This window comes from Streptosporangium sp. NPDC048886, from assembly GCF_055586905.1.
Genome location: NZ_JBVJHH010000001.1, coordinates 195,895 through 209,101 on the forward strand (window position 1 = coordinate 195,895; position 13,207 = coordinate 209,101).

13 protein-coding genes are annotated in these 13,207 nt (G+C 71.1%); 10 read left to right on the forward strand and 3 right to left on the reverse strand.

Features of this window, described 5'->3' with window-relative positions; genetic code table 11:
* Positions 1–31: 31 nt before the first annotated feature.
* The gene (locus tag ACZ6R6_RS00840) at positions 32–985 is read left to right on the forward strand and encodes a bifunctional riboflavin kinase/FAD synthetase (protein WP_470089066.1); all 954 of its coding nucleotides are present in this window, start codon (positions 32–34) and stop codon (positions 983–985) included.
* Between the two features lie 73 nt (positions 986–1,058).
* Here the strand turns inward: ACZ6R6_RS00840 and ACZ6R6_RS00845 are convergent, their stop codons facing one another.
* The gene (locus ACZ6R6_RS00845; RefSeq protein ID WP_470089067.1) at positions 1,059–1,664 is read right to left on the reverse strand and encodes a TetR/AcrR family transcriptional regulator; all 606 of its coding nucleotides are present in this window, start codon (positions 1,662–1,664) and stop codon (positions 1,059–1,061) included.
* Between the two features lie 124 nt (positions 1,665–1,788).
* Between ACZ6R6_RS00845 and ACZ6R6_RS00850 the strand changes: the two genes are divergently transcribed.
* From ACZ6R6_RS00850 to ACZ6R6_RS00885, 8 genes are all read left to right on the forward strand, one after another.
* Entirely contained in the window at positions 1,789–3,147 is a 1,359-nt protein-coding gene (locus ACZ6R6_RS00850) for an APC family permease (RefSeq protein WP_470089068.1), read from the forward strand.
* 3 nt (positions 3,148–3,150) lie between these two features.
* Positions 3,151–4,770, forward strand: a complete 1,620-nt coding sequence (locus tag ACZ6R6_RS00855; protein WP_470089070.1) for an amidohydrolase — start codon at positions 3,151–3,153, stop codon at positions 4,768–4,770.
* Positions 4,771–4,949: 179 nt separating this feature from the next.
* The gene (rpsO, locus tag ACZ6R6_RS00860) at positions 4,950–5,219 is read left to right on the forward strand and encodes a 30S ribosomal protein S15 (protein WP_012888860.1); all 270 of its coding nucleotides are present in this window, start codon (positions 4,950–4,952) and stop codon (positions 5,217–5,219) included.
* Positions 5,220–5,549: 330 nt separating this feature from the next.
* Positions 5,550–7,865, forward strand: coding sequence for a polyribonucleotide nucleotidyltransferase (locus tag ACZ6R6_RS00865; protein WP_306856936.1), 2,316 nt, complete (start codon positions 5,550–5,552; stop codon positions 7,863–7,865).
* Entirely contained in the window at positions 7,865–9,175 is a 1,311-nt protein-coding gene (locus ACZ6R6_RS00870; protein WP_470089071.1) for a M16 family metallopeptidase, read from the forward strand. The genes ACZ6R6_RS00865 and ACZ6R6_RS00870 overlap by 1 nt, the downstream gene beginning before the upstream one ends.
* Before the next feature lie 233 nt (positions 9,176–9,408).
* A complete protein-coding gene (dapB, locus tag ACZ6R6_RS00875; RefSeq protein ID WP_451934231.1) occupies positions 9,409–10,146 on the forward strand; it encodes a 4-hydroxy-tetrahydrodipicolinate reductase in 738 nt (245 codons plus the stop codon).
* A 57-nt stretch (positions 10,147–10,203) separates the two neighbouring features.
* Positions 10,204–10,380, forward strand: a complete 177-nt coding sequence (locus tag ACZ6R6_RS00880) for a hypothetical protein (protein ID WP_306856938.1) — start codon at positions 10,204–10,206, stop codon at positions 10,378–10,380.
* Entirely contained in the window at positions 10,349–10,858 is a 510-nt protein-coding gene (locus ACZ6R6_RS00885) for a GNAT family N-acetyltransferase (protein ID WP_470089073.1), read from the forward strand. Before ACZ6R6_RS00880 ends, ACZ6R6_RS00885 begins: the two co-directional genes overlap by 32 nt.
* A gap of 98 nt (positions 10,859–10,956) precedes the next feature.
* On the opposite strand, the gene ACZ6R6_RS00890 is transcribed toward ACZ6R6_RS00885, so the two are convergent.
* Positions 10,957–11,844 (reverse strand): haloalkane dehalogenase, encoded by an 888-nt coding sequence (locus ACZ6R6_RS00890; RefSeq protein WP_470089075.1) that lies wholly within the window; start codon positions 11,842–11,844, stop codon positions 10,957–10,959.
* Positions 11,845–11,887: 43 nt separating this feature from the next.
* Positions 11,888–12,472 carry a TetR/AcrR family transcriptional regulator gene (locus ACZ6R6_RS00895; RefSeq protein ID WP_470089076.1) on the reverse strand — a complete coding sequence of 195 codons (585 nt, stop codon included), beginning with the start codon at positions 12,470–12,472 and terminating at the stop codon, positions 11,888–11,890.
* Between the two features lie 68 nt (positions 12,473–12,540).
* On the opposite strand from ACZ6R6_RS00895, the gene tenA reads away from it, so the two are divergent.
* Positions 12,541–13,206 carry a thiaminase II gene (gene tenA / locus ACZ6R6_RS00900; RefSeq protein ID WP_470089077.1) on the forward strand — a complete coding sequence of 222 codons (666 nt, stop codon included), beginning with the start codon at positions 12,541–12,543 and terminating at the stop codon, positions 13,204–13,206.
* Position 13,207 lies beyond the last annotated feature (1 nt).

Consider the following 13,207-nt stretch of genomic DNA (forward strand, 5'->3'; position numbering starts at 1 on the left):
GGTCGATCCGCTACAAGGGGAAGAGGCTGCGGTGCGAGGCTGGCACGGATTGGACGACGTGCCCGAAGACTGGGGCAGGTCCGTCATCACGATCGGCGTCTTCGACGGGGTTCACCGCGGCCACCAGCAGATGGTGGCCCGTGCCGTCGAGATGGCCGACGAGCTCGGGCTGCTCTCGGTCGTGGTGACCTTCGACCCGCATCCGGAGGAGGTGGTGCGGCCCGGCACGCACCCGCCCCGGCTGACGACGGCCCGGCACCGCACCGAGCTGCTCGCCGCGCTCGGCGTGGACGCGGTGTGCGTGCTGCCGTTCACGCTGGAGTTCTCCCGGATGACCCCGGACGAGTTCGTGCAGACCGTGCTGGTCGACCGGCTCCACGCGGGCGGGGTCGTGGTGGGGGAGAACTTCCGCTTCGGGCACAAGGCGTCCGGTGACGTCGAGACGTTGCAGACCCTCGGCGAGAAGTACGACTTCGTGGCGGAGGCGGTCCCGCTGGTGAGCAACGGGGAGACAATCTCCTCCACCCTCATCCGCGAGCGGCTCGCCGCCGGGGACATGGAGGCCGTCGCCGCGGCGCTGGGCCGCCCGCACCGGGTCGAGGGCGTGGTCGTCCGCGGCTACCAGCGCGGCCGTCAGCTGGGCTTCCCGACGGCCAACGTGGAGTCCCCCGACTTCACCGCGATCCCCGCCGACGGCGTCTACGCCGGCTGGCTGCAGGGCATCTCGACGGGCAACCTGCCGGCCGTCTACGGCGGCGAGCGCTGGCCCGCGGCCATCTCGGTGGGCACCAACCCCACCTTCGAGGGGGTGCCGCGCACCGTCGAGGCCTACGCGCTCGACCGTGACGACCTCGACCTCTACGGCGCCCACATGGCCGTGGACTTCGGACCCCGGCTCCGCGGCAACGTCAGGTTCGACTCGGTCGAGGCGCTCATCGACCAGATGCGCGCCGACGTCGACGAGGCCCGCCGCCTCACCTCCTGAACCCGCTGCCCCGGCCCGGAGGGCCCGGACGGCCCGGACGGGCCGCCCCTGCGCCCCCGGGGCCGCAGGCGGCTCAGCCGGTGGGCGCGGGGGCGGCTCCGAGCGCCTGCCGGGCGTAGGCCAGGGCGTGGGCGGTGGCCCCCTCCCGGCTCACCCCGGGCACGCCGATCACGATCTGGGTGCTGAAGCCGTCCAGCATGGCGCGGAGCCGTACCGAGAAGGACTCCAGGTCGACGCCGGCGAACTCGCCCCCGCGCGCGCCCTGCTCCAGCAGCGCGACCAGGTCGCGGTGCCAGCCCAGGTCGATCTCCACCTGGCCCTCGCGCAGCGCGGGCACCGCCGGGGTGCGGCTCCAGACGTCCACCCAGAGCAGCCAGCGCGGGTCGCCCGCCCCCTCCGGCAGGTAGATCGACACGTAGTCGCCGAGCCGCTCCAGCGCGCCGCCTCCGGCGGTGAGCAGCGCCGCCCTGGATCTCGTGTGCCTGTCCTCGCTCCAGCGCAGGGTCTCCAGCAGGACCTGGTCCTTGCTGCCGAAGTAGTAGAGGACGTGGCCGCCGCTGGTGCCCAGCCGCCGGGCCAGCGCCGCCATCGTCAGCTCGGCCAGCCCGTGTTCGGTGATCGCCTCCATCGCCGCCTCGAGCATCTGCTCGCGTGGACGTTCCAGCCGCCGTCGTGCCATTTCGCCCCGTTCCGGTAAAGGGTCCTGGCGCACTCTTGACGTCCGACTGTACGGCAGTGCATTTTGAATGGCATTCAAATATTTGAATGCCGTTCAAATGATCGCCATGTGAGGAATGTCCCCCGTGCTCAAGCAACAAGTGGCACCCTCCCTGCCCCGGGTGCTAGGCCTCTTCGGCGCGGTCATGCTGACCCTGTCGTGCATCACGCCCACCTCATCGCTGTTCATCATCGTCCCCGAGGTTCTCGCAGGTCAGGGAAGCGGAGCGGTCATCGCGCTCATCGCCGGCCTGGTGGTCTCGGTCGGCATCGCCTTCTGCTACGCCGAGCTGGGCACGCTCGCGCCGAGCTCCGGCGGCGAGTACGCCATGGTCACCACGCTTCTGGGACGTTTCGCCGGATGGCTCACCTTCGGCCTGTCGGCCGTCCTGCTGATCATCATTCCGCCGATCATCGCGCTGGGGACCGCCGACTACCTCTCCGACCTGTTCGCCGTGGACCGCTCGCTGGCCGGTGCGGTCGTCATGCTGCTGGCCACCCTGTTCGCGGTGCTCGACGTGCGCTCCAACGCCTTCATCACCGGGGTCTTCCTGGCCATCGAGGTGGTCGCCGCCATGGTGGTCGCCGGGCTCGGCTTCGCCCACGCCCAGCGTGACGTGTCGGTGCTCGTCTCCCCGGTGGTGCCGGACGGACAGGGCGGCCTGTCGGCGTTCTCCCTGGCGATCCTGATGGCCGGGCTCACCGTCACGATGTTCTCCTTCAACGGCTTCGGGTCCGCCGTCTACCTCACCGAGGAGATCAAGCAGCCGCGCCGGAACGTGCCGCGCACGGTCTTCTGGGCGCTCGGCCTGGCCGGCGTCGTCATCATCGTGCCCACGGCGGCCGCCGTGCTCGGCGTCGGCTCGCTCGGCGACCTGGTCGACGGCACCTTCCCCGACTACGTGCGGGCCTGGGCCGGCCCCGGCTTCGCGGTCTTCATCAACCTGGGCATCGCCATCGCCATCCTGAACGCGGTGCTGGTCATGGCCCTGCAGAACGGCCGGGTCATCTTCGCCTCCGGCCGCGACCGGGCCTGGCCCGAGCCGGTCAACCGGGCCCTGACCAGGCTCCACCCCCGGTGGGGATCCCCCTGGGTGAGCACCCTGGCCATCGGCCTGCCCGGCGCGCTCATGGCCGCGCTGTTCGACATCGAAGGGCTGCTCGGGGTGACGTCGGTCGTCCTGACGGTCGTCTCCCTGCTGATCGCGGTGGCGGCGCTGCGCGCCCGGTCGGCCGGGCACCGCGGGGTCGCCGCGTGGCGGATGCCGCTGTGGCCGGCGATCCCGGTCGCGGTGATCGCCGCCCTGGCCTACGCCCTGGCCGAGCAGTCGTGGGCCGACCTGGCCATCGCGGGTGTCATCGTGGTGCTCTTCACCGCCTACTACCTGTTCTACCTGCGCCCCCGCCCGCTGACCCGCTGGGTCGTGACGACCACCGAGGACTGAGCGATGAACGATCTGGTCGTGCGGAACGCCCGTGTCCACACCGTCGACCCCGCGCTGCCGCGGGCGCAGGCGCTGGCCGTGCGGGACGGGCGGATCACCTGGGTGGGGGCCGACGCCGACGCCCCCGCCGCCGCCGAGACGCTCGACGCCGGCGGCCGGCTGGTCCTGCCCGGTTTCGTGGACGCGCACAACCACGTCCGGCTGGGCTCGGACGAGGCGTGCGTCCAGCTCGCCGGCGCCGGCTCGCTGGAGGAGGTCGGCCGGCGGATCGCGCGGTGGCGGCGGGCCAACCCGCGGGCCCGGTGGATCGAGTGCGAGGCGTTCGAGTACTCCGCCATCCCCGGCGGCCGGATGCCCCGCGCCGCCGACCTGGACCCGCTCACCGAGGGCCTGCCCGCCTTCGTGTTCAGCTACGACGTGCACACCATGTGGTTGAACACCGCCGCGATGGGCGTGCTCGGCATCGACCGCGACCACACGGACCTGCCGTTCGGGGTGGCCCAGACCGACGGGTCGGGAGAGCCGACCGGATTCGTCACCGAGTTCGCGGTGCGCGGGCTCTCCCGCGCCGGGCAGCGGGCGCTGGCCGATCTCGGCGTGCCGTGGGCCGGCCAGGACCGCGCCTACCCCCGCCTGCTGGCCAGCCTCGACATGGCCACCGCCCTGGGCGTCACCACGATCGTCGAACCGCAGAACTCGCTGGACGACCTGGCCCTGTTCCGGCGGGCCAGGGCCGAGGGACGGCTCCGCTCCCGGGTGATCGCGGCGCTGTTCCACCCCCGCGGGACCGGCGAGGCGGACCTGGCGGACTTCGCCGCCGCGGCGGCCGAGCACGACGACGAGTGGTTCCGGGTCGGGCCCCTCAAGCTCTACATCGACGACGTGGTGGAGCCGCACACCGCCGCGCTCCTGGAGCCCTACTGCGGGCACTCGCACCGCGGCGAGACCTTCTACCCGCCGGAGGAGTTCGCCGGCCTGCTGGCCAAGCTGGACGCCGCGGGCTTCCAGGCGTTCGTGCACGCCACCGGCGACCGGGGCATCCGCACCGTGCTGGACGCCGTCGAGCACGCCTTCCGGGTCAATGGCCGCCGTGACGCCCGCCACCAGGTCGTCCACGTGGAGTGCCTCGACCCGGCGGACGTGCCGCGCTTCGCCTCGCTGGGCGTGGTGGCCTGCATGCAGCCCCGGCACTGCTCGCCCGACATCGCCGGTCCCGGCCACGACTGGGCCTCGGCGGTCGGCCCGGAGCGGTGGGGCAAGGCCTGGCCGATGCGCTCGCTGCACGAGGCGGGAGCGGTGCTGGCCTTCTCCAGCGACTGGAACGTGGCCGAGATGGACCCGATGGTCGGCATCTACACCGCCGTCACCCGGCAGGGCCTCGCCGGCGGCCCGGCCTGGATGCCGCAGGAGTGCGTGGATCTGGAGACCGCCGTCCGCGCCTACACCCTCGGCTCGGCCTACGCCAACTTCTGCGACCACGACCGGGGCTCGCTGACCGCGGGCAAGCTCGCCGACCTGGTGATCCTGTCCGAGGACCTCTTCGAGATCCCGGCCGCCCGCATCCCCGAGGTCCGGGCCGAGACGGTGATCGTCGACGGCCGGACCGTCCACCGGAGGGGCTGACGGCCCCGGCGCTCCCGTGGATGTGCGATGACGGGAGGGCTGATGGTAACCTGGCATGTCAGCTCTGTAACCGGCGGTGTCACAGCCCCGGCGCTGATCCCGCCACGGCGACTGTAGGCACGCACGGTCGCTCGGGCATCTTGTACATCACGCGTGCCCGTAGGAGTTCAAGGAGAGACGTGTCGCTCGACACCGCCGCCAAGAAGCAGATCATCGGTGAGTACGCCAAGGGTGAGACCGACACCGGTTCCCCCGAGGTGCAGATCGCGCTGCTGAGCAAGCGCATCAGCGAGCTCACCGAGCACCTGAAGACGCACAAGCACGACCACCACAGCCGCCGCGGCCTGCTGCTGCTCGTGGGTCGCCGCCGCCGTCTGCTCAAGTACCTGCAGAGCAAGGACATCGCGCGCTACCGTTCGCTCATCGAGCGGCTCGGCCTGCGCCGATAGAGTTGTGAGGGAGTGGCGTCCGCGCCGCTCCCTCATCTCATATGGATCTCATATGGGCCGGTGTCGGCGCGTCGCGCCATGCAGACGCCGTCCCAGTGAGCAAACTGAATAGCCGAGACAGTGCCCCGCGTCCGCCAGCAAGCGCGCCCCACGGCGTCGGAGGGCCGGTCCTCGGTAGTGGCCCCCGGTCATCATGGCGTGAGCCGTACGGAACCGGGCGCTTCGATCGAAGACCGGCGCTGCACCTACGGGGAGCCGGCAAGCAGACGACTCAGGCGCGAGACGCGTGCCTGAGTGGGCGCGGGCGACCGAGTTACAAGGAGGTCCCCCGTGGAGGGTGTCCACAGCAGTGAAGCCGTCATCGACAACGGCTCTTTCGGCACGCGTACCATCCGGTTCGAGACCGGCCGGCTCGCACGCCAGGCGGCGGGTTCCGCCGTCGTCTACCTGGACGACGAGACGATGGTCCTGTCCGCGACCACCGCCTCCAAGAATCCCAAGGAGAACCTCGACTTCTTCCCCCTCACGGTGGACGTCGAGGAGCGGATGTACGCCGCGGGCCGCATCCCCGGCTCCTTCTTCCGCCGTGAGGGCCGTCCCTCCGAGGACGCCATCCTCACCTGCCGGCTGATCGACCGGCCGCTGCGCCCGTCGTTCGTCAAGGGGCTGCGCAACGAGATCCAGGTCGTCGCGACCGTCATGGCGCTCAACCCCGACCACCTCTACGACGTGGTCGCGATCAACGCCGCGTCCCTGTCCACCCAGCTCGCCGGGCTGCCCTTCTCCGGCCCGATCGGCGGCGTCCGCGTCGCGCTGATCGAGGGCCAGTGGGTCGCCTTCCCGACCCACGCGGAGCTGGCCAACGCCACCTTCGACATGGTGGTCGCCGGCCGCGTCCTGGAGGACGGCGACGTCGCGATCATGATGGTCGAGGCCGAGTCCACCCGCGACACGCTCAAGCTCGTCGCCGACGGCGCCGTGGCTCCGACCGAGGAGACCGTCGCCCAGGGCCTGGAGGCCTCCAAGCCGTTCATCAAGGTCCTGTGCGAGGCGCAGTCCAAGGTCGCCAAGGTCGCCGCCAAGGAGACCGCCGAATACCCGCTGTTCCTCGACTACCAGGACGACGTCCTGGAGGCGGTGACCGGCGCGGTCAAGAGCGAGCTGGCCGCGGCGCTGACCATCGCCGGCAAGCAGGAGCGCGAGACCGAGCTCGACCGCGTCAAGGCCCTGGCCGCCGAGAAGGTCGGCTCCGAGTTCGAAGGCCGCGAGAAGGAGATCGGCGCGGCGTTCCGCTCGCTGACCAAGAAGCTCATGCGCGAGCGGGTCATCTCCGAGGGCGTCCGCATCGACGGCCGCGGCGTCAAGGACATCCGGCAGCTCAACGCCGAGGTCCACGTCGTGCCCCGGGTGCACGGCTCGGCCCTGTTCGAGCGCGGCGAGACCCAGATCCTGGGCATCACCACGCTGAACATGCTCCGCATGGAGCAGATGATCGACACGCTCAACCCGGAGCGCACCAAGCGCTACATGCACAACTACAACTTCCCGCCCTACTCCACCGGTGAGACCGGCCGGGTGGGCTCGCCCAAGCGCCGCGAGATCGGCCACGGCGCGCTCGCCGAGCGGGCGCTCGTCCCGGTCCTGCCGGCCCGCGAGGAGTTCCCCTACGCGATCCGCCAGGTCTCCGAGGCGCTGGGCTCCAACGGCTCGACCTCCATGGGCTCGGTCTGCGCCTCGACCATGGCGCTGCTCGACGCGGGCGTCCCCCTCAAGGGCATCGTCGCGGGCATCGCGATGGGCCTGATCAACGAGGGCGACCAGTACGTCACGCTGACCGACATCCTCGGCGCCGAGGACGCCATGGGCGACATGGACTTCAAGGTCGCCGGCACCAAGGATGTCATCACCGCCCTCCAGCTCGACACCAAGCTCGACGGCATCCCCGCCTCGGTCCTGGCCGCCGCGCTGAAGCAGGCCAAGGGCGCCCGCCTGGCCATCATCGACGTGATGCAGGAGGCCATCGACTCCCCGGCGGAGATGAACGCGACGGCCCCGCGCATCATCACGATCAAGGTCCCGGTGGACAAGATCGGCGAGGTCATCGGCCCGAAGGGCAAGATGATCAACCAGATCCAGGACGACACCGGCGCCGAGATCACGATCGAGGACGACGGGACCATCTACATCGGCGCCACCGACGGCCCGTCCGCCGAGGCGGCCCGGTCGGCGATCAACGCCATCGCCAACCCGCACATGCCGGAGGTCGGCGAGCGCTACCTGGGCACGGTCGTCAAGATCGCCGCCTTCGGCGCCTTCATCTCCCTCATGCCGGGCAAGGACGGCCTGCTGCACGTCTCCCAGATCCGCAAGCTGCACGGCGGCAAGCGCATCGAGAACGTCGAGGACGTCATGAACGTCGGCGAGAAGGTCCAGGTGGAGATCGCCGAGATCGACTCGCGCGGCAAGCTCTCCCTGGTGCCCGTCGAGGTCATCGAGAAGGAGGCCGCGGCCAAGGCCGAGGGCGGCGCCCCCGAGGAGGAGCCCGCGGCGCCCGCCGCCGACGAGCGGCCCCGCGAGGAGCGGCCCCGTCGCACCCGCACCCGCACCAGCGGCGGCGGCCGTGGGGGAGAAGACCGCAACTCGTGATGACCACCACTCTGCACCCCGGCAAGGACGGTGCCGGGGTGGTGCAGCGCACCGTCCTCCCCGGTGGGCTCCGGGTGGTGACCGAGTCCATGCCGACCGTGCGTTCCGTCGCGGTCGGCATGTGGGTCGGCATCGGATCGCGGGACGAGGCTCCCGAGCACATGGGGGCCTCCCACTTCCTTGAGCACCTGCTGTTCAAGGGCACCCCCACGCGGGACGCACTGGAGATCTCCGCGGCGATCGAGGGCATCGGCGGTGAGATCAACGCCTTCACCGCCAAGGAATACACCTGCTACTACGCGCGGGTCCTCGACGAGGACCTGCGGGTGGCGATCGACGTGCTCGCCGACGTGGTGACCTCCTCGCTCATCACCCCGGAGGACGTCGAGGCCGAGCGTGGCGTGATCCTGGAGGAGATCGCCATGCACGACGACGACCCCTCCGACATGGTGCACGAGCAGTTCTCCGCCGAGCTGTACGGCGACACGCCCATCGGCCGGCCGATCCTCGGCACGGTCGAGTCGATCAACGCCGTCAGCCGTGACCGGATCGCCGAGTACTACCGCCGCTACTACCTGCCGACGCACACCGTGGTGTCGGTGGCCGGCAACGTCAGCCACGAGCAGGTCGTCGCGCTGGTCGCCGCGGCCTACGAGCGGGCCGGAGCGCTCGGCGGGGACGCCTCGCCCATCCCTCCGCGCCTGTCCGGCCCCGGCGTCGGGACCCGCTCCGGGGTCCGGGTGGTGCACCGGCCGACCGAGCAGGCCAACCTGGTCCTCGGCACGACCGGCCTCACCCGCACCGACGAGCGCCGCTTCGCGCTGGGCGTGTTCAACGCGGCCCTGGGCGGCGGCATGTCCTCGCGGCTGTTCCAGGAGATCAGGGAGAAGCGGGGGCTGGCCTACTCCGCCTACTCCTACACCTCCGCCCACGCCGACACCGGCCAGTTCGGCATCTACGTCGGCTGCCTGCCGTCGAAGACCGACGACGTGCTGAAGATCTGCCGTGAGGAGGTCCTCCGGGTGATCGCCGACGGCATCACCGAGGAGGAGATCGTCCGTGGCAAGGGACAGATGCGCGGCGGTCTGGTGCTCGGGCTGGAGGACACCGGCTCCAGGATGTCCAGGATCGGCAAGGGCGAGCTCGTCTACGACGAACTGCTCTCGGTCGACGACGTCCTGGCCAGGATCGAGGCGGTGACGCCGGAGGAGATCACCGAGGTCGCCCGCGACGTCCTCAACCGCCCGATGACCCTCGCGGTGATCGGCCCCTACGAGGACAAGGACTTCAGCTGGGCCGTGAACGGCTAGCCGTCCTGTCGCCAACGGCCCCGGCGCCCCGTGCGCCGGGGCCGTTGTCCGTCCGGGCGTGGCCGGCGGGGACCTCCGGAGGCGGCCCACGACCGTCCCGGAGACCCGGGGGCGCGGCCCGCGGCCGGAACCCGGCGGGCCGGTGCGGGGCTCACCGGGCCTCCGGGTGCGGCGTGCGAGGTCAGGGCATGGCTGGCGGGTCCGCGCGGAGGCGGACGGTATAGCCTTGGGCCGTGATCAGGGTTGGAGTTCTCGGCGCCCGCGGGCGTGTCGGTATCGAAGTGTGCAGGGCCGTCGAGGCGGCCGACGACCTGGAGCTGGTCGCGGCGGTCGACAAGGGCGACCCGATCGAGGGTCTCGCGGGCTCGGAGGTGGTGGTCGACTTCACCCACCCCGACGTGGTCATGGGCAACCTCGAATGGTGCATCTCCCACGGCATCCACCCGGTGGTCGGCACCACCGGCTTCGACGCCGGGCGGCTGGCGACCGTCAGGGGCTGGCTGGACGACAACCCCGGCGTCAACGCGCTGATCGCTCCCAACTTCGGCATCGCCGCCGTGCTGATGATGCACTTCGCCCAGCAGGCCGCCCGATACTTCGACTCCGTCGAGATCGTCGAGCTGCACCACCCGAACAAGGCCGACGCGCCCTCCGGCACCGCCCGCCGTACGGCGGAGCTGGTCGCCGAGGCGCGGAACAAGGCCGGGGTGGGGCCGATGCCCGACGCCACCAGCGCCGAGCTGGAGGGGGCGCGGGGCGCGGAGGTGGACGGGGTCCGCGTGCACTCCGTGCGGCTGGCCGGGCTGGTCGCCCACCAGGAGGTGCTCATGGGCGGCGACGGGGAGACGCTCACCATCCGCCACGACACCATGAGCCGCTCGTCGTTCACGCCGGGCGTGCTGCTGGGCGTGCGCCGGGTCGGGGAGACACCCGGACTGACCGTCGGCCTGGAGCCCCTGCTCGACCTGTAGCCGAGATATTCCGGACTGGCCGAGGAACTCCGGAGGCGGCCTGTCCGTCTATCGGATATGACGCGATCCGAGCTCGTCTGTCCCCTCTGTCAGGGCACGGAGTTCCAGCAGGAGCACGGCAGGGTCGACAGCCGGTGGGGGATCACCTCCCACCGGATAACCCTGATGATCTGCGTGCGGTGCCGCTATATCCTCCAGTTCTATGACAAGCACTCGATCTTCGATTTCGACTGAGGTCCGCTGGGCCGTGGCCGGGGAGCTGCCCGGCCTCGCGGCGGTGGAGGTCGCCGCCGACGGGGTGTTCGCCCAGGTGGGCATCACCTTCCCGGAGGGGACCACGATGGTCGAGGAGACCGACGACCCGTCGCGGGTCCTGGTCGCCGGGACCCCGCCGGTCGGGTTCGCGATGATCGGCTGGGTGGACGGACTGGTCCACCTCGACCAGCTCGCCGTCCACCCCGACCACGGGCGGCAGGGCATCGGCGGGCGCCTGCTGGAGGCGGTCTGCGACCACGCGGCCTCGGTGGGCTCGGCGGCCGTGACGCTGACGACCTTCCGGGACGTGCCCTGGAACGGGCCGTGGTACGCCCGGCGGGGCTTCGCCGTGCTCGATCCGGCCGAGTGGGGGCCGGAGCTGGCCGCGCTGGTGGCCCACGAGCGGGAGCTGGGCATCGAGCTCGCGCCCCGCGTCGTGATGCGCCGCGCCCTCTGAGCGGCGGTGTGCCCGCCCCGCCCGTCCCGCCGCGCGGGAGCCGCGCGAGGCCGTGCGAGGCCGTCCGCGCCCGCGGGCCAGAAACCGCCGGGGAGGCGTCAGAGATCGTTGAGGAAGTCGCGGAGAGCGGTTCCGATCTCGACGGGGGAATCCTCCTGGATGTAGTGGACCCCCTTGACGGTCACCTCACGCTGGTTCGGCCAGCTCCGGGCGTACTCCGCGGCCCGGCCGACGAGCAGGGCCCCGGGCTCGGCCGCCACGAACAGCTTGGGGACGGGACTCCGCGAGAGATGGCGTCCGTACTGTTCGACGATCTCGGCGACGTCGTCGGGAGTCCCGTCGATCGGCAGCTCACGGGCGAGCACCAGCGTCGGCAGGCGGGAGGCGGGCGTCCGGAACGGCGCGCGGTAGGCCGCCATCTCCTCGTCGGTCAGCGTGCGCATGACGCTCTTGGGCAGGACCGTCTCGACGAAGAAGTTCTCCTCCATGACCAGGTGTTCTCCCCGGTCGGACCGGAGCGCGCGGAACAGCTCCTCGCGGCCGTGCGGGAAGTCCGACCAGAGCCGGGGCTGGACGATCGCCTCCATGTAGGCGATCGCCTTGACCCGCTCCGGGTGACGGGCCGCCCAGTGGAAACCGAGCGCCGATCCCCAGTCGTGCAGGACCAGCGTGACGTTCTCCGTCAGGCCCAGGGCGTCGAACCACGCGTCGAGATAGCGTGCGTGGTCGCCGAACCGGTAGCCGCCGTCGGGTGCCGGGCCGGAGCGGCCCATGCCGACCAGGTCCGGGGCCAGGCACCGGCCGAGGTCGTGGACGGCGGGGATGATGTTGCGCCAGAGGTAGGCGGAGGTCGGGTTCCCGTGCAGGAACACGATCGGGTCGCCGTCGCCCGTGTCGACGTGGCTCATCTCGGTGTCCAGGACGCGGATCCGCCTGCGGGGATGGGGGTCGGCGGCGTCGATCCGCGGAGTCTGGGGGGATGTCATCGAGCTCTCTTCTCTCGTTCTCGGGGAGGGGTGACCGTGCTCGTCAGGGATGGATCACTGTGGCGAACACGATGCGCTTGAACCGCTCCAGGGGTTCGGGGGTCCGCTCGACCTTCATGCGGAGGATGGCGCCCTGCCATGAGGTGATCAGGAAGTCCGCCAGCTCCACGGCCGGCACGTCGAGCCGGATCTGACCGGCGGCCTCGGCCTCCAGCAGGCACCGCGCGAAAGGCTCCCGCCACTGGGTGAAGATCTCGGTGAGCCTGGCGCGGATCGCCTCGCTGTGCTCGGTCGCCTCCAGGCTCATGTTCCCGATCAGGCAGCCGTGGTGCCAGCCGCGGTCCTCCAGCCGGTCGCTGATCGCGTCGAAGTAGGCCCGCAGCCGTTCCAGCGGCGAGCTGCCGGCCCCCTCCACGGTCGCCGTCATGGTCGTGTGCACGTCGGCGAAGTAGCGGTCGAGAATCTCCAGCCCGAACGCCTCCTTGGAGGTGAAGTGATTGGTGAATGAGCCCTGCGGTACGCCCGCCGCGGAGGTGATGTCGCGCACTCCGGCGGCGTTGAACCCCCGGCGGCGCACCACCTCAAGGCCCTCGCGCAGGATCTGTTCCTTCTTCGATGGTCTGGCCACCCCTCCAATATGGACGACCGTATTGGTTAAGTCAACCCCGCGGCGGCGATGCCGGTAGCATCGCTGGCGTGAGCCGGTTCCGTGATGAGTTGTGGCAGGTCGTCGAGGGTGTCTACGGCGAGATCCTGGTCCACCCGTTTCTCACGGGGCTGACCGACGGGACACTGCCGCGCGAGGTCTTCCGGCACTTCGTGGTGCAGGAGACGCATTTCCTGCCCGACTACGCGCGGGCGCTGGCGGCCTGCGGGGCGCGGGCCGCCGACCCGGCCGTGGTGCAGCGCTTCGCCGCGGACGCGGCGCGCACGGTCGAGGTGGAGCACAGCCTCCACGTCGAGCTGCTGGCCGCGTTCGGGATGGACGAGGGCGACGCGCTCGGCGAGGGGGCCACCCCCACCACCATCGGCTACGGCTCCTACCTGCTGCGAGCCTGCCACCTGGGCACCTTCCCCGAGGCGCTGGGCGCGATCGTGCCCTGCTACTGGATCTACGCGAAGGTCGGCGAGGAGCTGCTGAAGCAGTCGTCGCCCGACCCGCTCTACGCGTGGTGGATCGAGACCTACGGCAACGAGCACTACCAGGAGACCGTCGCCGGGGTGCTGGACCTGCTCGACGGGGTCGCCGCGGAGCTGCCCGAGACCGACCGGGGGAGGCTGTGCGAGCACGCGCTGACCACCGCGCGCTACGAGTGGCTGTTCTGGGACGCGGCCTGGCGACGGGAGTCCTGGCCGGTCTGAG

What these genes read in the sequence shown, in the direction of transcription:
- ACZ6R6_RS00845 (WP_470089067.1), bottom strand. Translation starts at nt 1,664, where the DNA reads ATGGCACGACGGCGGCTGGAACGTCCACGCGAGCAGATGCTCGAGGCG.
- ACZ6R6_RS00855 (WP_470089070.1), top strand. Translation starts at nt 3,151, where the DNA reads ATGAACGATCTGGTCGTGCGGAACGCCCGTGTCCACACCGTCGACCCC.
- ACZ6R6_RS00870 (WP_470089071.1), top strand. Translation starts at nt 7,865, where the DNA reads ATGACCACCACTCTGCACCCCGGCAAGGACGGTGCCGGGGTGGTGCAG.
- ACZ6R6_RS00880 (WP_306856938.1), top strand. Translation starts at nt 10,204, where the DNA reads ATGACGCGATCCGAGCTCGTCTGTCCCCTCTGTCAGGGCACGGAGTTC.
- ACZ6R6_RS00885 (WP_470089073.1), top strand. Translation starts at nt 10,349, where the DNA reads ATGACAAGCACTCGATCTTCGATTTCGACTGAGGTCCGCTGGGCCGTG.
- ACZ6R6_RS00890 (WP_470089075.1), bottom strand. Translation starts at nt 11,844, where the DNA reads ATGACATCCCCCCAGACTCCGCGGATCGACGCCGCCGACCCCCATCCC.